Genomic DNA, 16059 nt, shown 5'->3' with positions numbered 1-16059 from the left:
GCCCGGGGATCCAACAGCTCAACAACTCGTCTAACCCAGCCCGGACAGCGCCCAGGCCAGCCCAGTAAGCGCCACGAGTGCACCCACGATGCGGACGAGCCGCCATCGCCACAACACCACCACCAGCACCGTGACACCGCCGACGATAAGCGTGCCGGGCACACCCTCCGGCACCGGCAGCGTCGCGCCCGGCATGTGGGCCGCCCAGCGGGCCACACCGTCCACCCACCACAACTCGGGACCGGTGAACCGGATCAGGAGCCGCGCCGCGGCCGGCCATACCCCGCAGAGCGCGGCCGCGGCGGTGCCGAGCACCGTGATCGGCGCGATGACGGCAGCCACGACCAGGTTCGCGAGCGCGGCAACCACACTGAATCGGCCCGAGATCGCCGCGACCAAAGGCGCGGTCACCACCTGCGCCGCCCAGGCGACGGCGAGCGCGTCAGCCAGCGGCTTGGGCCATCCCTTTGCGACCAGTCGCCGCGACCAAACCGGCGCGACGACGATCAGCGCGCCCGTGGCGACTACGGACAGCGCGAACCCCACGTCGACGGCCAACGCGGGGGCGACAGCCAGCAGCACCAGCACGGTGGCGGCCAGGGCCGGAATGGCTTGGCGCCGACGCGAAGACAACATTCCCGCCAGCGCGATGGCGCTCATCACCGCCGCCCGCAACACACTCGCCGTCGGCTGCACGACGATGACGAAGGCCACCAGCGCCAGTGCGGCAAACGCGATGGCCGCCCGGGGGCCGATCAACCGCGCCGAGAACAACACCGCGCCACACACGATCATCACGTTTGCACCCGACACGGCCATCAGGTGCGTCATGCCCGCGGCGCGAAAGTCGCGGCTGGTGTTGCCCGGCACCGCCGAGGTGTCGCCTAACACCAGCGCGGGCAGCATCGCCGCCTGTTCACCGGGCAGCGTCTCGCGGACGGCGGTGGCGAATCGGCTGCGCACCCCATGCGCGGCCCGCTGCACGGGGCCTGCGGTGCCCAAGGTCGGCCGGCCCGACGCGTTGAGTACCGCGACCGTCAGGTCACGACGGATCGGCCGGGTGATGCGCGCGGTGAACCGCATCGGCTGGCCCACCATGACGGAGCCGAAGTCCGAGGCACGCGCGAAAACGACGACCCGCCCGGTTGTTTCGACGGTGCGCAGGCGTTGCAGGGTCGCCCGAAACATCAAGCGGCTGCCGCCCAGCGACACTGCGCTCTCGGTGGGGACGACCGTGACCGGAACGCTGTTGCTGAAGACCGCGGTGATCGGGTGATGAACGACGGCGTCGGTGCGCAGCGCGATGGCGAAGCCGTAGCCGGCCCCCACCATTCCGATCGCTGCGAGGCCGGTGGTGATCGCCCGGAGCCGCGCATTTCGCCCGCGCCGGCGCACCGCACGCCACGCCAGTGCACCGACCCCGGTCAACGCGACGCAGCACCAGGGGAGAATTTGGCCGGCCTGCCACCAGATCCCGCCGGCGGTCACCGCCCAACAGGTCAACGCGGCCGGTACCAGGCGCACATCGACACGCCCGGAGGCAGATCCACCCGGCTCGGGATGAACCACCGGGATCAGACACGGACAAGGGCGCGCAGTTTCTCCAGCCTCGCCGGCCCGATGCCCTCGACTTCGCCGAGCTGGTCGACGCTGGTGAATCTGCCGTTGGCTTGCCGCCACGCCACGATCGCGGCGGCGGTGACCGGCCCCACCCCGGGCAGAGCGTCGAGTTCCTGAACGGTCGCGGTGTTCAGGTCGACGGCCTGGCCGGCCTTCGGCTTGACCGGTCCCGGCGCGGATGGCGGTACCTTCGATGTGGGTGTCGACCCGGTGGCCACCGAGCTGCCCAGCGCCGTCGGCTGGCCCGGGGCCGGAGCGAGACCGACCACGATCTGTTCGCCGTCACCAAGCGGTCGGGCCATGTTCAAGCCAATGGTGTCCGCGCCGTCCATCGCACCACCGGCGGCCGACAGCGCATCGGCGATGCGCGCACCCGGTGCCAGGGTCACCAGACCCGGCGTGTGCACCAGGCCGACCACGCTGACCACCACCGGTCGGTCGGGACTCGGCGGCTGCGCGGCGCCCGGGCCGGCCGATGACCTGGGGGCCGCGGTCGACACTTTCTCCACCGGTGGCAGCTTGGCCGTCATCACCGGCGCCGGGCGGTCGCGCAGCAAGGTGAACACCGTGACCAGCACCGCAAGCGCCGCAATGATCGCCAGCCCGATGGCGCCGGCCCGTCCGGGGTCGGCACGCACTTTGGCCACCCAGCCGCGGTCTTGCGACGCGTCGGGGAGCCACCGCGGGAGCAGCGAATTCTGGTCATCATCGCCGGTGTCCTCCGAGGCCGACCGTTCGTCCCCGGGCTCGGTGTGCGCGTCGGTCTCCGGTTCAGCGCTGAGCCGTCGCTGGAGGCGCTCCGCCGGGAGTTCTGTTCGCATGGTCCGACGGTAGGTCCGCGCACCACCACGACGGCACCGTTCAACCGCGCCGCCGGGCCGATCTGTGGATTAACCCGAGGCTGTGCACAGGGCGTGTGAGGGATGGGTCAAGATGGAAGCCGAGCGAACGACCGGCATCGCCAGAAAACAGCTCTGGGCGCTGCGTCGTCCCGGTCACCGGAGAAACGACAGGAGGCTGCCATGCAATTGGCGCTCACACCAGAGGAAGCCGCGTTCCGCGACGAACTCCGCACCATCTACACGACCAAAATTCCGGAGGAGCTGCGCGAGCGGGTGCGCCAGGGCTCGGCGCAAGCGATCCACGAGGACATCGTCACCAGCCACAAGATCCTGCACGAGCACGGGCTGGCGGTGCCGAACTGGCCGGTCGAGTGGGGCGGCAAGGACTGGACGCCGACCCAGCATCAGATCTGGGCCGACGAGATGCAGCTGGCGTGCGTCCCCGAACCGCTGAACTTCAACACCAAAATGGTGGGCCCGGTAATCGCCGAATTCGGTTCGGAGGAGGTCAAACAACGCTTCCTGCCCCCGACGGCTAGCCTGGACATCTGGTGGTGCCAGGGCTTCTCCGAGCCCGAGGCCGGCTCCGACCTGGCGTCGCTGCGCACCACCGCGGTCCGCGACGGCGACGACTACGTCGTCAACGGTCAAAAGACCTGGACCACACTCGGCCAGTACGCCGACTGGATCTTCTGCCTGGTCCGCACCGATCCGCAGGCGCCCAAGCGGCAGGCCGGGATCTCGTTCCTGCTGTTCGACATGGGTACGCCGGGCATCACACTGCGGCCCATCAAGACGATCGACGGCGGACACGAGATCAACGAGGTGTTCTTCGAGGACGTCCGCGTACCCGCCAACCAGCTTGTCGGAGAAGAGAACCAGGGCTGGACATACGCGAAGTTCCTGCTGGGCAACGAGCGCACGGGCATCGCCGGTGTGGGGCGGACCAAGGTGCGCCTCGCCGAGGTCAAGAGGCACGCCGCGGCCACCGGCGTGCTCAACGACCCGCTGTTCGCGGCGCGGCTGGCCGAGGTCGAAAACGAGCTGCTGGCATTGGAACTCACGCAGTCACGAGTGGTGACCGACTCGGCGGACGGCCAGCCCAACCCGGCGTCGTCGGTGCTCAAGCTGCAGGGTAGCCAACTGCAACAGGCCGCCACCGAACTGCTCGTCGAGGTGGCGGGGCCGGATGCGCTTCCGGCCAACGGCGAAGACATCTCATCGCCTTCCTGGGCGCAACACAGTGCGCCCCATTACCTCAACTACCGCAAGACAACGATCTACGGCGGTAGCAGCGAGGTGCAGCGCAACATCATCGCGTCGACGATTCTGGGATTGTGAGGCAGCCATGGACTTTCAGCTGAGTGACGAGCAAGCCCTGCTCCGAGACACCACCCGCGACCTGTTGTCGCGCACCTACGACCCGGAAAGCCGCAACAAGATCATCGGCTCCGACCTCGGCTGGAGCCGCGAGGTCTGGAATCAGCTCGCCGACACCGGGATTCTCGGTCTCGGCTTCGAGCCAGAAGAGTCCGGCCAGATTGAGATCATGGTGGTGCTCCATGAGGTCGGCCGCCGATTGGCCCCCGAACCGGTGCTGCACGCCGCCTTGGGACCCGGTGCGCTGATCGCCGAACTCGGCAGCGCCGAGCAGAAGCAACTGCTCGACGAGGTCGCCGGCGGACAGCGGCTGCTGGCGTTCGCCCACCTCGAGCCCGGCCGGCGCAACCCTTCCGCCGAGGTGAGCACGAAGGCTGCGCAGCAAGGTGATTCGTGGACACTCACCGGTCAGAAGAACCCGATACTCGCCGGGGACTGCGCCGACACCTTGGTGGTCAGCGCCGGGTTGCCGAACGGCGGCACCGGGCTTTTCCTGGTCGATGCGGCATCGGTGACCAGGCACCCGTACCGGACGTTCGACGGACAGCGCGGCGCCCAGATCGATCTGGATTCCACCGCCGCCGAACCGCTCGGCGAGGCACGCGACGCGTCAGGTGCCATCCGTGACGCCGTCGTGCGCATCCAGTCGGCGCTGTGTGCCGAAGCGCTGGGGGCGATGGAGGAATCGCTGCGCCTGACCACCGATTACCTCAAGACCCGCAAGCAGTTCGGCGTCACGCTCAACAAATTCCAGGCGCTTACGCAGCGCGCGGCGGACATGTATGTGTCGTTGGAATTGGCCCGCAGCATGACGTTGTACGCGGCGATGTCGATCGCCGACGGCAACATCGACCCGTTGATCGCGTCGCGGGCCAAGCTGCAGATCGGTCGCTCGGGCCGGCACATCGCTCAGGAGTCGGTCCAGATGCACGGGGGTATCGGCGTGACGGCGGAATATCCGGTCAGCCACTACGCCGCCCGACTCACCGCGATCGAAAACACCCTGGGAACCTCGAATGAGCACCTGCACAACCTGATTGACCACATCGGCGACTACGACCTGGCCCGTCTGTAAGGCATGGCCGAGCCCGCGGAACTGAGTGAGAAGGTCATCGAGTTCTTGTCGGCCGGCACCCGCACCGGGATGCTGGGTTACCTCGCCGCCGACGGCCGGCCGCTGGTCGCGCCGGTGTGGTTCGTGGTCGACATCGGGCAGGACGGCGCCGAGCTGGCGTTCAACACCGGGCGCGACACGTCGAAAGGCCGTGCACTGGCGCGTGATCCGCGCGTGGTGATCTGCGTCGACGATCCCCATCCGCCGTACTCGTTCGTCCAGGTGCAGGGTCTGGCCACGGTCAGCGAGGATGCGCATGAGGTCCGCGACATCGCCACCCGCACCGGTCGCCGCTACATGGGCGCAGCACGCGCGGACGAATTCGGCCGTCGCAACGGCGTTCCCGGTGAATTGGTGGTGCGGGTGCGCCCGACCAAGGTCAACGCAGGATTCGAGATCAGCAACTAGTTCGCCCACGGCAAAGGAGCCGCGATGAGCAAGGCAAGCACGGACCGTCCGCTGCGGGTGATCCAGTGGACGACCGGAAACATCGGTCGCCGGTCGCTGCACGCCATCATCGGGCGGCCAGACTTGGAACTGGCCGGGGTGTATGCCCATGGCGCCGACAAGGTCGGCGTCGACGCCGCCGACCTGGCGGGCTGGGCGGAGCCGACCGGCGTGCAAGCGACGAACGACATCGACGCGCTGTTGGCCCTGGGCGCCGACGCATGTTGCTATAACCCGTTGTGGCCCAGCGTCGACGAGTTGGTACGGTTGCTGGAATCGGGAGTCAACGTGTGCACCAGCGCCGCGTGGATCACCGGTGGCAAACAGACGCCACAGGACTTCAAACGCATCGAGGACGCCTGCCATAAGGGCAATTCGACGATCTTCGGCAGCGGCGCGCACCCGGGCATGACGAACATGGTGGGCATGGTGCTCTCCGCCTCGTGCGAGCGCGTTGACGAGATCCGGATCACCGAGTCCGTCGACTGCTCGACCTACGAGTCGGCGGAAACTCAGACAGCGATGGGGTTTTCGCAAGCTCCCGATACCCCGGGACTGGCCGAAAACGTCCGGCGCGAAAGCGAAGTCTTCGCGGAATCGGCCGCGATGATGGCCGACGCGATCGGGGCGAAGCTGGACAAGATGACCTTCGACGTCACGTTCACTGCGGCCACCGATGACTCCGATCTGGGCTTTATGAAGATCCCCGCCGGAACGGTCGGCAGCGTCTACGGCTACCACCGCGGCTGGGTTGGCGATCGCAACGTCGTCAGCGTCGGGTTCAACTGGACCATGGGCAGTCACGTCGTCCCGCCCAAGCCGCTCGAGCACGGCCACGTCATTCAAGTGTTCGGGTTGCCCAACATGCGGACCGTGCTGCACTGCCTGCCACCCAAGGACTGGACCGAGCCCGGGTTCATGGGACTGGGAATGATCTACACGGCGATGCCGGTTACCAATGCCGTCCCGGCCGTGGTCGCCGCTCCGCCCGGGATCGTGACACTGGCGGATTTGCCACCTGTCACCGGCCGGCTGGCCCACTAGCGGATATGCCGTCCGCCACAGGTGGCGGCCCCGCGAGGAACGCTTGCGTGCACTAAGGTTAGTATCCCTAACTGAGCAAATGTTCCGTTGACATCGGTGTCGTCGGCGACGGTTGGTGAGCTTTGCGGAAGGCGGTCAGGTGGTGACTAGTCCGGGCTCAGGTCCCCGCCCCGGCTTGATGGCCCGCGCTTTGAGACAAGTGTGGATCCCGCTGGTGCTGGTCGTCGTTCTGGCGGTGTCGGCGCTGATCGTGTCGCGGCTGCACAAGATCTTCGGCTCGGAAGACCTCAACGCAAACGCCGGCAAAGGGATCGAAATCGTGCAGTTCAATCCCAAGGTCGTCGTCTACGAAATCTCCGGCTCCCCGGGTACGACGGCCAATATCAACTACTGGGACGAAAACGCCGACACCCACCAGGTCAACAACGCCCCACTGCCGTGGTCGACCACGATCTCGACCACGCTGCCCTCGGTCAGCGCCAACATCATGGCGCAGAGCGACGGCGGCACGATCAGTTGCAAGATCACCGTGGACGGCGTCGTCCGCGACAGCCAGAACTCCGACGGCCATAACGCCCAGACCTTCTGCCTGGTGAAGTCCGCATGAGCGATGTGAACAGCAAGACCGAACGCGACCTGAGCACCGCCGACACCGGCCCGATCAAAACCGGCGGCCTGTCCAAGGCCGAGCGGGGCCACCGGCCTTACCTGCCCCACGCGATCCGCATCTTCGCGGTACCGATCATCTTGGGCTGGGTGGCCATCACCGTGTTGGTGAACGTCATCGTTCCCACCCTGGAGAAGGTCGGCGAGGCGCACTCGGCGCCGATGACACCGCTGGACGCGCCGTCGATGAAGGCGATGATGCGCCTGGGCCACAATTTCCACGAGTTCGACTCCAACAGCACCGTGATGATCGTCCTGGAGGGTCAGCACCCGCTCGGGCCGGACGCCCACCAGTACTACGACAAGCTGATTCGGCAACTCCGCCAAGACCCCAGGCACATTCAGCACATCCAGGACTTCTGGGGCGACCGGCTCACCGCCGCGGGCGCTCAGAGCGCCGACGCCAAGAGCGCTTATGTGCAGGTGAACCTCGCCGGAAACCAGGGCACGACGCTGGCCAACGAGTCCGTGGACGCCGTTCGCAAGGTGATCGACGAGAACAGGGCGCCACCCGGCGTGAAGGCCTACGTCACGGGTCCCGCGGCGCTGTCCGACGACATGCACATCATCGGCAACGCCAGCCTGGCCAAGATCACGCTGTTCACCCTGGGCGCCATCGCGATCATGTTGCTGCTGGTTTACCGGTCCATCGTCACCACGCTGGTGCAGCTGTTCATGACCTTTGTCGCGCTGGCCTGCTCGCGCGGAGTCGTCGCGGTTCTCGCTTACCACAACGCATTCGGGCTCACCACCTTCGCCGCCAACATCTTGACCATGCTGGCGATCGCGGCGGGAACCGACTACGGAATCTTCCTCGTCGGCCGCTATCAGGAGGCATTGGCCGCCGGCGAGGACCGAGAAAGCGCGTACTACACCACATTCAAGGGCGTCGCCCCGGTCGTCTTGGGATCGGGCTTGACGATCGCGGGCGCGACTTATTGCCTGAGTTTTTCGCGGCTGCCGTGGTTCAACACGATGGGCGCACCCGTGGCGATCGGCATGCTGGTCGTGGTGCTGGCCGGCATCACGCTGGGCCCCGCGGTGGTCTTCGTCGGCAGTCGCTTCCATCTCTTCGAACGGCAGGCCAAGCGCGGTCGGCTGTGGCGCCGGGTGGGCACCGCCGTTGTGCGTTGGCCCGCACCGATTTTGGCCGTCAGCGCCGCGATCGTGTTAGTCGGCATGATCGCGCTGCCCAGCTTCCACACGAGCTACAACGACCGCCATTACCTGCCGTTGTCAGCCCCGTCCAATCAGGGGCAGGAGGCCGCCAATCGGCATTTCTCCGAGGCACGGATGAACCCCGACCTGTTGATGGTCGAGTCTGACCACGACATGCGTAACCCGGCAGACATGCTCGTCTTGGACCGGGTGGCCAAGAACGAGATGCGCACGCTCGGCATCGCCATGGTCCAGGACATCACGCGACCGCTGGGCATCCCGATCCAGCACAGCTCGATTCCGTTCCAGAACAGCGTACAAAGCCAGACGACGATGCAGAACATGAGCTTCCTCAAGGAGCGCATGAACGACATCCTGAAGATGGCCGATGACCTGCAAACCCAGATCGACACCACGCAGCGCCAGTATGAGGTGTCGTTAGACCTGGCCAACGCCGCCGACGACAGCGCACGGACCACGGCGGTGACGTCGCAGATCACCGACACGCTGCGCGATCACATCGCGGATTTCGACGACACCTTCCGGCCGATCCGCACGTACTTTTACTGGGAGAAGCACTGCTACGACATTCCGGTGTGCATCGGATTGCGGTCCCTGTTCGACACGTTCGACGGCTTCGACCAACTCGCCGAGCAGTTCCACTACCTCACAACCGACATCGCGCACACCGCCAAAGCCACCCACGACCTCAATGCGCTGTTCCCCACGCTCATCACCACGCTGAAGACCACCAGGGGCATCACGCTGACGCTGTATCAGACGTTCAAGGCGATGATCAACCAGATGGAGGCGATGAGCAACACCGCCATCGTGATGGGGCAAAGCTTCGACAACTCCAAGAACGACGACTTCTTCTACCTCCCGCCGGAAGCCTTCGACAACCCCGATTTCCAGACGGGTCTGCGCATGTTTCTGTCGCCGGACGGTAAGTCGGCGCGGTTCTTCATCACCCATCAGGGCGACCCGATGTCGCCGGAGGGCATCGCGCGCGTCGACGCCGAACGCACCGCGGCCCAGGAGGGCTTGAAGCAGTCGTCGCTGTCGGATGCCAGGGTCTATCTCGGCGGAACCGCCGCAACGTTCAAAGACATGGCCGATGGCGAGAAATACGACTTGATGATCGCCGTGGTGTCGGCCCTGACGCTGATCTTCATGATCATGCTGCTGCTGACGAGAAGTGTGGTGGCCGCGCTGGTGATCGTCGGCACGGCGGCCAGCTCGATCGCCGCGTCATTCGGTCTGTCCGTGTTGATTTGGCAGGACCTGTTCGGCATCCGGATCCACTGGATCGTGATGGCGCTGTCGGTCATCATCCTGCTGGCCGTCGGGTCGGACTACAACCTGCTACTGGTCTCCCGGTTCCGTGAAGAGATCCATCGCGGGCTCAAGACGGGGATCATCCGGTCGATGGCCGGCACCGGTGGTGTGGTGACGGCGGCGGGCCTGGTGTTCGCCTTCACCATGGCGTCCATGCTGGGCAGCGATCTGCGCGTGCTCGGTCAGTTCGGGTCCACGGTGTGCATCGGTCTGTTGCTCGACACGCTGATCGTGCGCACGCTGCTGATGCCCTCGATCGCCACCCTGCTCGGACGGTGGTTCTGGTGGCCGCAGGTTGTACACCCGCGCGGTGACAACGCGCGGCGGCCGGTGAACGCCTAGTCCGAGAGTGGCGAACCGGCCACGCCCCGCTCGCGATCGCTAGTCCGCCGGGGGAGCCCTACGCTCACCGCGACCGCGCCCGCGCCGACATGCACCGCGAGCACCGGTCCCAGTTCGGTGATGATCGGCGGCTCGCACGCCGGTAACCGCTCGCGCAGCGCCGTCGCCACCTCTTGTGCGCCGACCGGATTGTTGACGTGGTGCACAGCCAGGGCGGCGACGTCCTGGCCGACGACCTCACAGACCCGTTCGATCATCGTCTGCGTCGCATGGCTCACCGTGCGCACTCGTTGAGCCAGAACAAGTTTGCCATCATCGATACGCAACAGCGGCTTGAGCGCCAGGGCGGTGCCGAGCCACGCCTTCGCCCCGCCGATGCGCCCGCTACGGCGCAGGTTGTCCAGCCGTTGCACCACCATGAAGGCATGCCCGCGGTCCACGGCGGCACGCGCGGCGTCCGCGACGGCCTCGACGTCCCCGCCATCGGCCGCGGCCCGCGCGGCGGCCAGAGCGACGAAACCGGTGCCCATCGCAGCCGATTTGGAGTCGACGACGCGCACGTTCGGGTCGAGGTCGGCGGCGGTACGCTCGGCGGCGCGGCAGGTGCCCGACAGCGCCGCCGAGATGTGGACTGCCACCACGCCGTCGCCGCCGCTGTCGGCCAGCGCCTGCTGGTACACGTCGGCCAGTTCGGCCGGAGTGGCCGCCGCGGTGGTCGCCGCTAATTTGTATATGTCGCCGGGAACGTCGTCGACACCATCACGCAGATCGTTGCCGTCGAGCAAGATGTGCAGCGGAACGACACGTATCCCCCACTTCTCGAGCAGGTCGGCGGGCACACGTGCCGACGAGTCGGTCACCACCACGACGGTCACAAGCGCTACCCGCGGCGCTTCTCGTGCGCCACGCCGGCTTGATTGCGCGGCTCCTCCTCATCGCGCTGCGCGCTCTGCATCGTTGCCACGCCGGCTTGATTGCGCGGCTCCTCCTCATCGCGCTGCGCGCTCTGCATCGTTGCGACGCCGGCTTGATTGCGCGGCTCGTCCTCATCGCGCTGCGCGCTCTGCATCGTTGCCACGCCGGCTTCGGCGAGCGCCTTGAGCATCAGCTCCGCGACCGCCTGGTGAGCCTCGAAATTCCAGTGGATGCCGTCGGGGTTTCCGCGGCCGTTGATAATCTGCTCGGCGACAGCGGCTTTGAGATCCACCAAGGGTACCTGGTGGCTTTGCGCCCATTCGGTGATGGCGGCCACCGTCCCCGCGCGACCGTGGTGGGCCCTTCCGTAGGTGTCGGCGATATGCACCGACGGCAGCGACGCCACGATCGGGATGCCCGGGCGATTGAAATCGATTGCGCCACGCGTCTGTTCGAGATAGTAGGCGCTCAGATGCGGAGGCAGGGCCGGCCGGGCGATCGGAGAGAGCCTGGGCTGCGCCCAGCCATAGCCGTCACGGACCCAGCGCCGCAGCCAGGGCGGCCGCACGTAGCGGATCAGCTCGCGCAGCGCGGTGGGCAGCACCGACGGCAGCGAATCCATGCCGCCGGTGGCGAAGATGACCGCGCCGGCCCTGGGGAGCGCCGCCCACGCCCGCGGGTCCTGGGTCGCCGCCCACCAGATGTCGCGGCAGGTCCAACCGATGCGGCCGATCAGCTCGACATCCCAATCAAGTTGTGCCGCAACAATATTAGGCCATATTCGGGGATCGTCGGCGGGAAGTCCCCCGGTCGGACCGTAGTAGGCCAACGAGTCGGCGAAAATCAGCAGGGTGGGCTTGGGCTCAGAGGACATCGTTGGACACCTGCGCGGAAGCGTTCCACACATCCAGACGCCAACGGATGCTGTTGAATTCGTCGGCGGGATCGTCGTTATGGCCGGAAAGCTGCACCCAGCTGGCATTGCCCATGCCACCCAGAATCGGCCAGTTGGCAACGGGAAGCTTCAGCAGCGCGGCCGACAGCGCGGCGATCAGGCCGCCGTGAGCCACCAGCACCACCGGGCGATCCGGCCCGTCGGGGTCACCCCATTCCGGCTCGCTGGATACCAATTCGGCGACCAACGGCACGCTGCGTGCCGCGACGTCGACCCTGCTCTCGCCGCCATGCGGCGCCCACGTGGCGTCTTCGCGCCAGGCCAGCCGTGCGCCGGGAGCCTGCGCGTCGACCTCGGTGTGGGTCAACCCCTGCCAGTCGCCGAGATGGGTCTCCCGCGCCCGCTGGTCCACCCGGACCGGCACGCCGGTCACCTCCCCCAGCCTGATCGCCGTGTCGTAGGCGCGATGCAGATCCGACGACACGATCAGCAACGGCTGCAGCTTGCCCAGCACCTCGGCGGCCGCAACGGCCTGTGCCCGCCCGAGTTCACTGAGTTCGGAATCCAGCTGGCCCTGCATCCGGCTACCCGCGTTGAACTCGGTTTGCCCGTGCCGCAGCATGATCAGACGACGAATTCTCATTGCGCGCCCGATTCTTCGGAGTGGTCACGGTTCTCGTCCACGTCTACCGACACCACCGGGCAGTCACCCCACAACCGCTCCAGGGCATAGAAGTCGCGGTCTTCCTGGTGCTGGATGTGAACGACGATGTCGCGATAGTCCAGCAACGTCCAGCGGCCTTCCCGGGTGCCCTCGCGACGGGCGGGCTTGTAACCGGCCTTGCGCATCTTCTCCTCGACCTCGTCGACGATGGCGTTGACCTGTCGCTCGTTGGACGCCGAGGCGATCACGAAGCAGTCCGTGATGGCGAGCTGGGCCGAGACGTCGATGACGACGACATCGTCGGCCAGCTTCGCGGCCGCGGCGCCCGCGGCCACCGTCGCCATGTCGATGGCCTCCTGCGTGGCGCTCATGGGTGTTCCCCAGTGGTCAAGCGCGTTTCGTTCGCGATCATGCGAGGCTCCCCGTCGTCGCGGTAGAGCCGGCGTTTGGAGACGTACTGCACGACGCCGTCGGGCATCAAATACCACAGCGGTCGGCGCTGCGCTGCGCGACGGCGGCAATCGGTCGAAGAGATGGCCAGCGCGGGGATCTCGACCAAGGTCAGGGCGTCGTCTGGCAGCTCGCCCAGCACGCCGGTGATGTGTTCGCGCCGCAGCTCGTAGCCGGGCCGGCTGACCCCGACGAAGCGCGCCAGCTCGAACGCCGTCTCCCAGCCCTCCCACGACAGAATGGAGGCCAGCGCGTCGGCCCCGGTGATGAAGTAAAGCTCAGAGCCTGGGTTGAGGGCGCGCAGGTCAAGCAAAGTGTCTTTGGTGTAGGTGGGGCCGGCGCGGTCGATGTCGACCCGGCTGACCGAGAACCGCGGATTGGATGCCGTGGCGATCACCGTCATCAGATATCGGTCCTCGGCAGCAGAGACGTTCCGCTCCTTCTGCCAGGGCTGCCCGCTGGGCACGAACACCACTTGGTCGAGGTCGAACAGGTCCGCGACCTCGCTGGCGGCAACCAGGTGACCGTAATGAATGGGGTCGAAAGTCCCACCCATCACTCCTAACCTGCGAAGCTGCTTTTGCACGATTTGCCAGCTTACTTGAGCCGGTGCTAGGGCCCGATGTTCCAGGCGTTGGTCACATGCGCCACACCAGCCTCTAATTCGGGCGGCATGCAGTGCGCCCGCCTCACAGCGCCAAATGCTGCCGAAGACACCGGTCTGCCCGCGGTTGTCGCTGTGAGGCGGGCGCGAAGGGCGCGGCCGCGGACGGATACGCGTGTGGCCGATGTGAATCGACGCGGCGCCCGCACCCCTACACCGGCAGCAATTGGTCGATCACCGCCGCCAGCTGCTTGGCGGATCTGCACTCGTGCATCGCGATGACTTCCTGGTAGCGCGGCACCGCCGAGTCACCGCTGCCCCACAGATGCTTGGGCTCGGGATTCAGCCAGTGCGCGTGCCTGCTGGCCGTCACCATGTGGGACAGCAGCTCGGTCTCCGGGTTGCGGTAATTGGTGCGGCCATCCCCGAGCACCAGCAGCGAGGTGCGCGGTGACAGCACGTTGGGGAACGACTGCATGAACGACGCGAACGCGTTGCCATAATCGGAATGGCCGTCGCGACTGTAAACGCCCGACTCCCGGGTGATCCGCTGGATCGCCACCGCCAGGTCGGCCTCCGGACCGAACATGTGGGTCACCTCGTCGGTGGTATCGATGAATGCGAACACGCGAACACGCGAGAATTGTTGTCGCAGAGCATGTACCAGGAGCAGGGTGAAGTGGCTGAACCCGGCGACCGAGCCGGACACGTCGCACAGCACCACCAGCTCCGGCCGTGCCGGACGCGGCTTGGCCAGCACGACGTCGATCGGGACCCCGCCGGTGGACATCGACTTGCGCAGCGTCTTGCGCATATCGATCGATCCGGCCCGGGCGCGTCGACGGCGGGCTGCCAGCCGGGTCGCCAGTGTTCGGGCGAGCGGGGCAACCACCCGGCGCATCTGGCGCAGCTGATCACCGGAGGCGCGCAGGAATTCCACATTCTCGGAAAGCTGTGGGATGCCGTACATCTGGACGTGATCACGACCCAGCTGCTCGGCCGTGCGCCGTTTGGTCTCGGAATCTACCATCTTGCGCAACTGGGTGATCCGCTGCGCGGCAAGCGCTTTAGCGATCTCCTCCTGGCTGGGAGTCGGTTCGTCACCATATGAGGCGAGCAGCCCGGCCAGCAGCTTGCCCTCGAGCTCGTCCAGCGCCATGGCCTTGAGCGCCTGGTACGACGAGAAGGACGGGCCACGACTGGAGCTGTACTTGCCGTAGGCCTCGACGATCCGGGCGATCATCGCGACCAGCCGCTCGTCCATGTCGGCGAGGTCGGGATTCTCGGTCAACAGGTCCACCAGCATCTGGCGCATCGCCTCGACGTCGTCGGCCGGCAATGCGTTGTCGTCTGCCAAGTCGTTGGCGTCGTCATCGGCGACCACCGCGCGTGCGCCCAGCGCCGCCGGGAACCACAGGTCGAACATGGCGTCATAGGTCTCGCGGTGATCGGATCGGCGCAACACAGCGCACGCCAAGCCCTCGCGCAGCACCTTGCGGTCACCCAGGCCGAGCGTCGCCATCACCCGGCCGGCGTCCACCGTCTCCGACGGGCCGACCGAAATCCCAGCCCCGCGAAGCGCTTCGACGAATCCCACCAAATGGCCGGGCAGCCCGTGCGGGGCGAGTGGCCGGGAGGGTCGGATGCGGCGGGTGGCCATCGCGATCGTCCTAATTCAGCCGCAGCTCGCCGGTCGCGCGCTGCTGGTCGGATTGATGTTTGAGCACCACCCCGAGCGTGGCCGCGACGACCGCGTCGTCGATGGTGTCCAAACCCAGCGCGAGCAGCGTGCGGCCCCAGTCGATGGTCTCGGCGATGGACGGGACCTTCTTGAGCTGCATCCCGCGCAGCACCCCGATGATGCGAACGAGCTCCTCGGCCAGATGCGCGGGCAGCTCGGGAACCCGGGACAGCAGGATGCGGCGTTCCAGGTCGGCAGTGGGAAAGTCGATGTGCAAGTACAGGCAGCGGCGCTTGAGCGCCTCGGACAGCTCACGCGTGGCGTTGGAGGTCAGCACCACCAGCGGCGTTCGCTCGGCCACGATGGTGCCCAGTTCCGGAACGGTGACCGCGAAGTCGGACAGCACCTCCAGCAGCAGGCCCTCGATCTCGATATCGGCCTTGTCGGTCTCGTCGATGAGCAGCACGGTCGGCTCGGTACGCCGGATGGCCGTCAGCAACGGGCGCTGCAGCAGGAACTCCTCGCTGAACACGTCGTCCTTGGTCTGATCCCAGTCCCCGGACCCGGCCTGGATGCGAAGGATCTGCTTGGCGTGGTTCCACTCGTAGAGCGCGCGAGCCTCGTCCACGCCCTCGTAGCACTGCAAGCGCACCAGCCCCGAGCCGGTGGCCTGCGCGATGGCGCGTGCCAACTCGGTCTTTCCCACGCCGGCCGGACCTTCCACCAACAACGGCTTACCGAGCCGGTCGGCCAAGAACACGGCGGTCGCGGTGGCCGTGTCGGGCAGGTAGCCGGTCTCGGCCAGCCGCCGCGACACGTCATCGATGTCGTCGAACAACGGCTTGGACCGGGCGGGCACACTCACAATCGGTTCTCCTAAAAACGCTTTCTCCACGCGG

Annotated in this window: 14 protein-coding genes and 1 pseudogene; 6 read left to right on the top strand and 9 right to left on the bottom strand. The window is 66.7% G+C overall.

Going from position 1 to position 16059, the window contains the following annotated elements; translation table 11 throughout:
* Window positions 1–30: 30 nt before the first annotated feature.
* Both AC5Y4F_RS04855 and AC5Y4F_RS04850 read right to left on the bottom strand, forming a co-directional pair.
* Window positions 31–1524, bottom strand: a complete 1494-nt coding sequence (locus tag AC5Y4F_RS04855) for a ComEC/Rec2 family competence protein (RefSeq protein ID WP_067934693.1) — start codon at window positions 1522–1524, stop codon at window positions 31–33.
* A gap of 50 nt (window positions 1525–1574) precedes the next feature.
* Window positions 1575–2441 (bottom strand): helix-hairpin-helix domain-containing protein, encoded by an 867-nt coding sequence (locus AC5Y4F_RS04850; RefSeq protein ID WP_499995333.1) that lies wholly within the window; start codon window positions 2439–2441, stop codon window positions 1575–1577.
* Window positions 2442–2642: 201 nt separating this feature from the next.
* Between AC5Y4F_RS04850 and AC5Y4F_RS04845 the strand changes: the two genes are divergently transcribed.
* The 6 genes from AC5Y4F_RS04845 to AC5Y4F_RS04820 all read left to right on the top strand — a co-directional run bounded on the left by AC5Y4F_RS04845 (window position 2643) and on the right by AC5Y4F_RS04820 (window position 9951).
* The gene (locus AC5Y4F_RS04845) at window positions 2643–3803 is read left to right on the top strand and encodes an acyl-CoA dehydrogenase family protein (RefSeq protein ID WP_499995331.1); all 1161 of its coding nucleotides are present in this window, start codon (window positions 2643–2645) and stop codon (window positions 3801–3803) included.
* 7 nt (window positions 3804–3810) lie between these two features.
* Entirely contained in the window at window positions 3811–4917 is a 1107-nt protein-coding gene (locus AC5Y4F_RS04840; RefSeq protein WP_067934699.1) for an acyl-CoA dehydrogenase family protein, read from the top strand.
* A gap of 3 nt (window positions 4918–4920) precedes the next feature.
* Window positions 4921–5364 carry a PPOX class F420-dependent oxidoreductase gene (locus AC5Y4F_RS04835; RefSeq protein ID WP_067934701.1) on the top strand — a complete coding sequence of 148 codons (444 nt, stop codon included), beginning with the start codon at window positions 4921–4923 and terminating at the stop codon, window positions 5362–5364.
* A 24-nt stretch (window positions 5365–5388) separates the two neighbouring features.
* A complete protein-coding gene (locus AC5Y4F_RS04830; RefSeq protein WP_499995330.1) occupies window positions 5389–6447 on the top strand; it encodes an NAD(P)H-dependent amine dehydrogenase family protein in 1059 nt (352 codons plus the stop codon).
* A 178-nt stretch (window positions 6448–6625) separates the two neighbouring features.
* Window positions 6626–7054, top strand: a complete 429-nt coding sequence (locus AC5Y4F_RS04825; RefSeq protein WP_499995781.1) for an MmpS family transport accessory protein — start codon at window positions 6626–6628, stop codon at window positions 7052–7054.
* Window positions 7051–9951, top strand: coding sequence for an MMPL/RND family transporter (locus AC5Y4F_RS04820; RefSeq protein ID WP_499995329.1), 2901 nt, complete (start codon window positions 7051–7053; stop codon window positions 9949–9951). Before AC5Y4F_RS04825 ends, AC5Y4F_RS04820 begins: the two co-directional genes overlap by 4 nt.
* Here AC5Y4F_RS04820 and AC5Y4F_RS04815 read toward each other — a convergent pair.
* The 7 genes and pseudogenes from AC5Y4F_RS04815 to AC5Y4F_RS04785 all read right to left on the bottom strand — a co-directional run bounded on the left by AC5Y4F_RS04815 (window position 9948) and on the right by AC5Y4F_RS04785 (window position 16025).
* A complete protein-coding gene (locus AC5Y4F_RS04815) occupies window positions 9948–10826 on the bottom strand; it encodes a DegV family protein (RefSeq protein ID WP_067938791.1) in 879 nt (292 codons plus the stop codon). The genes AC5Y4F_RS04820 and AC5Y4F_RS04815 overlap by 4 nt on opposite strands.
* Before the next feature lie 185 nt (window positions 10827–11011).
* Window positions 11012–11740 (bottom strand): annotated as a pseudogene (gene octT / locus AC5Y4F_RS04810) (diglucosylglycerate octanoyltransferase); the annotation flags it as partial.
* A complete protein-coding gene (gene gpgP / locus AC5Y4F_RS04805; protein ID WP_499995327.1) occupies window positions 11730–12404 on the bottom strand; it encodes a glucosyl-3-phosphoglycerate phosphatase in 675 nt (224 codons plus the stop codon). The pseudogene octT and the gene gpgP, both read right to left, overlap by 11 nt.
* On the bottom strand, window positions 12401–12796 hold the full coding sequence (gene rsfS / locus AC5Y4F_RS04800; RefSeq protein ID WP_067938798.1) for a ribosome silencing factor: 396 nt from the start codon (window positions 12794–12796) through the stop codon (window positions 12401–12403). The genes gpgP and rsfS overlap by 4 nt, the downstream gene beginning before the upstream one ends.
* The gene (nadD, locus tag AC5Y4F_RS04795; protein ID WP_082947753.1) at window positions 12793–13461 is read right to left on the bottom strand and encodes a nicotinate-nucleotide adenylyltransferase; all 669 of its coding nucleotides are present in this window, start codon (window positions 13459–13461) and stop codon (window positions 12793–12795) included. The genes rsfS and nadD overlap by 4 nt, the downstream gene beginning before the upstream one ends.
* A 229-nt stretch (window positions 13462–13690) precedes the next feature.
* Window positions 13691–15139: a vWA domain-containing protein gene (locus tag AC5Y4F_RS04790; protein WP_067938802.1), complete on the bottom strand. Its 1449-nt coding sequence runs from the start codon at window positions 15137–15139 to the stop codon at window positions 13691–13693.
* Between the two features lie 10 nt (window positions 15140–15149).
* The gene (locus AC5Y4F_RS04785) at window positions 15150–16025 is read right to left on the bottom strand and encodes an AAA family ATPase (protein WP_067938804.1); all 876 of its coding nucleotides are present in this window, start codon (window positions 16023–16025) and stop codon (window positions 15150–15152) included.
* Window positions 16026–16059 lie beyond the last annotated feature (34 nt).

The organism is Mycobacterium sp. NGS56 (assembly GCF_059812425.1).
The sequence above is the reverse complement of the archived record's forward strand: the minus strand, read 5'-3'. Positions and strand labels throughout refer to the sequence as shown.

What these genes read in the sequence shown, in the direction of transcription:
- AC5Y4F_RS04850 (WP_499995333.1), bottom strand. Translation starts at nt 2,441, where the DNA reads ATGCGAACAGAACTCCCGGCGGAGCGCCTCCAGCGACGGCTCAGCGCT.
- AC5Y4F_RS04845 (WP_499995331.1), top strand. Translation starts at nt 2,643, where the DNA reads ATGCAATTGGCGCTCACACCAGAGGAAGCCGCGTTCCGCGACGAACTC.
- AC5Y4F_RS04840 (WP_067934699.1), top strand. Translation starts at nt 3,811, where the DNA reads ATGGACTTTCAGCTGAGTGACGAGCAAGCCCTGCTCCGAGACACCACC.
- AC5Y4F_RS04835 (WP_067934701.1), top strand. Translation starts at nt 4,921, where the DNA reads ATGGCCGAGCCCGCGGAACTGAGTGAGAAGGTCATCGAGTTCTTGTCG.
- AC5Y4F_RS04830 (WP_499995330.1), top strand. Translation starts at nt 5,389, where the DNA reads ATGAGCAAGGCAAGCACGGACCGTCCGCTGCGGGTGATCCAGTGGACG.
- AC5Y4F_RS04825 (WP_499995781.1), top strand. Translation starts at nt 6,626, where the DNA reads ATGGCCCGCGCTTTGAGACAAGTGTGGATCCCGCTGGTGCTGGTCGTC.
- AC5Y4F_RS04820 (WP_499995329.1), top strand. Translation starts at nt 7,051, where the DNA reads ATGAGCGATGTGAACAGCAAGACCGAACGCGACCTGAGCACCGCCGAC.
- gpgP (WP_499995327.1), bottom strand. Translation starts at nt 12,404, where the DNA reads ATGAGAATTCGTCGTCTGATCATGCTGCGGCACGGGCAAACCGAGTTC.
- rsfS (WP_067938798.1), bottom strand. Translation starts at nt 12,796, where the DNA reads ATGAGCGCCACGCAGGAGGCCATCGACATGGCGACGGTGGCCGCGGGC.
- AC5Y4F_RS04790 (WP_067938802.1), bottom strand. Translation starts at nt 15,139, where the DNA reads ATGGCCACCCGCCGCATCCGACCCTCCCGGCCACTCGCCCCGCACGGG.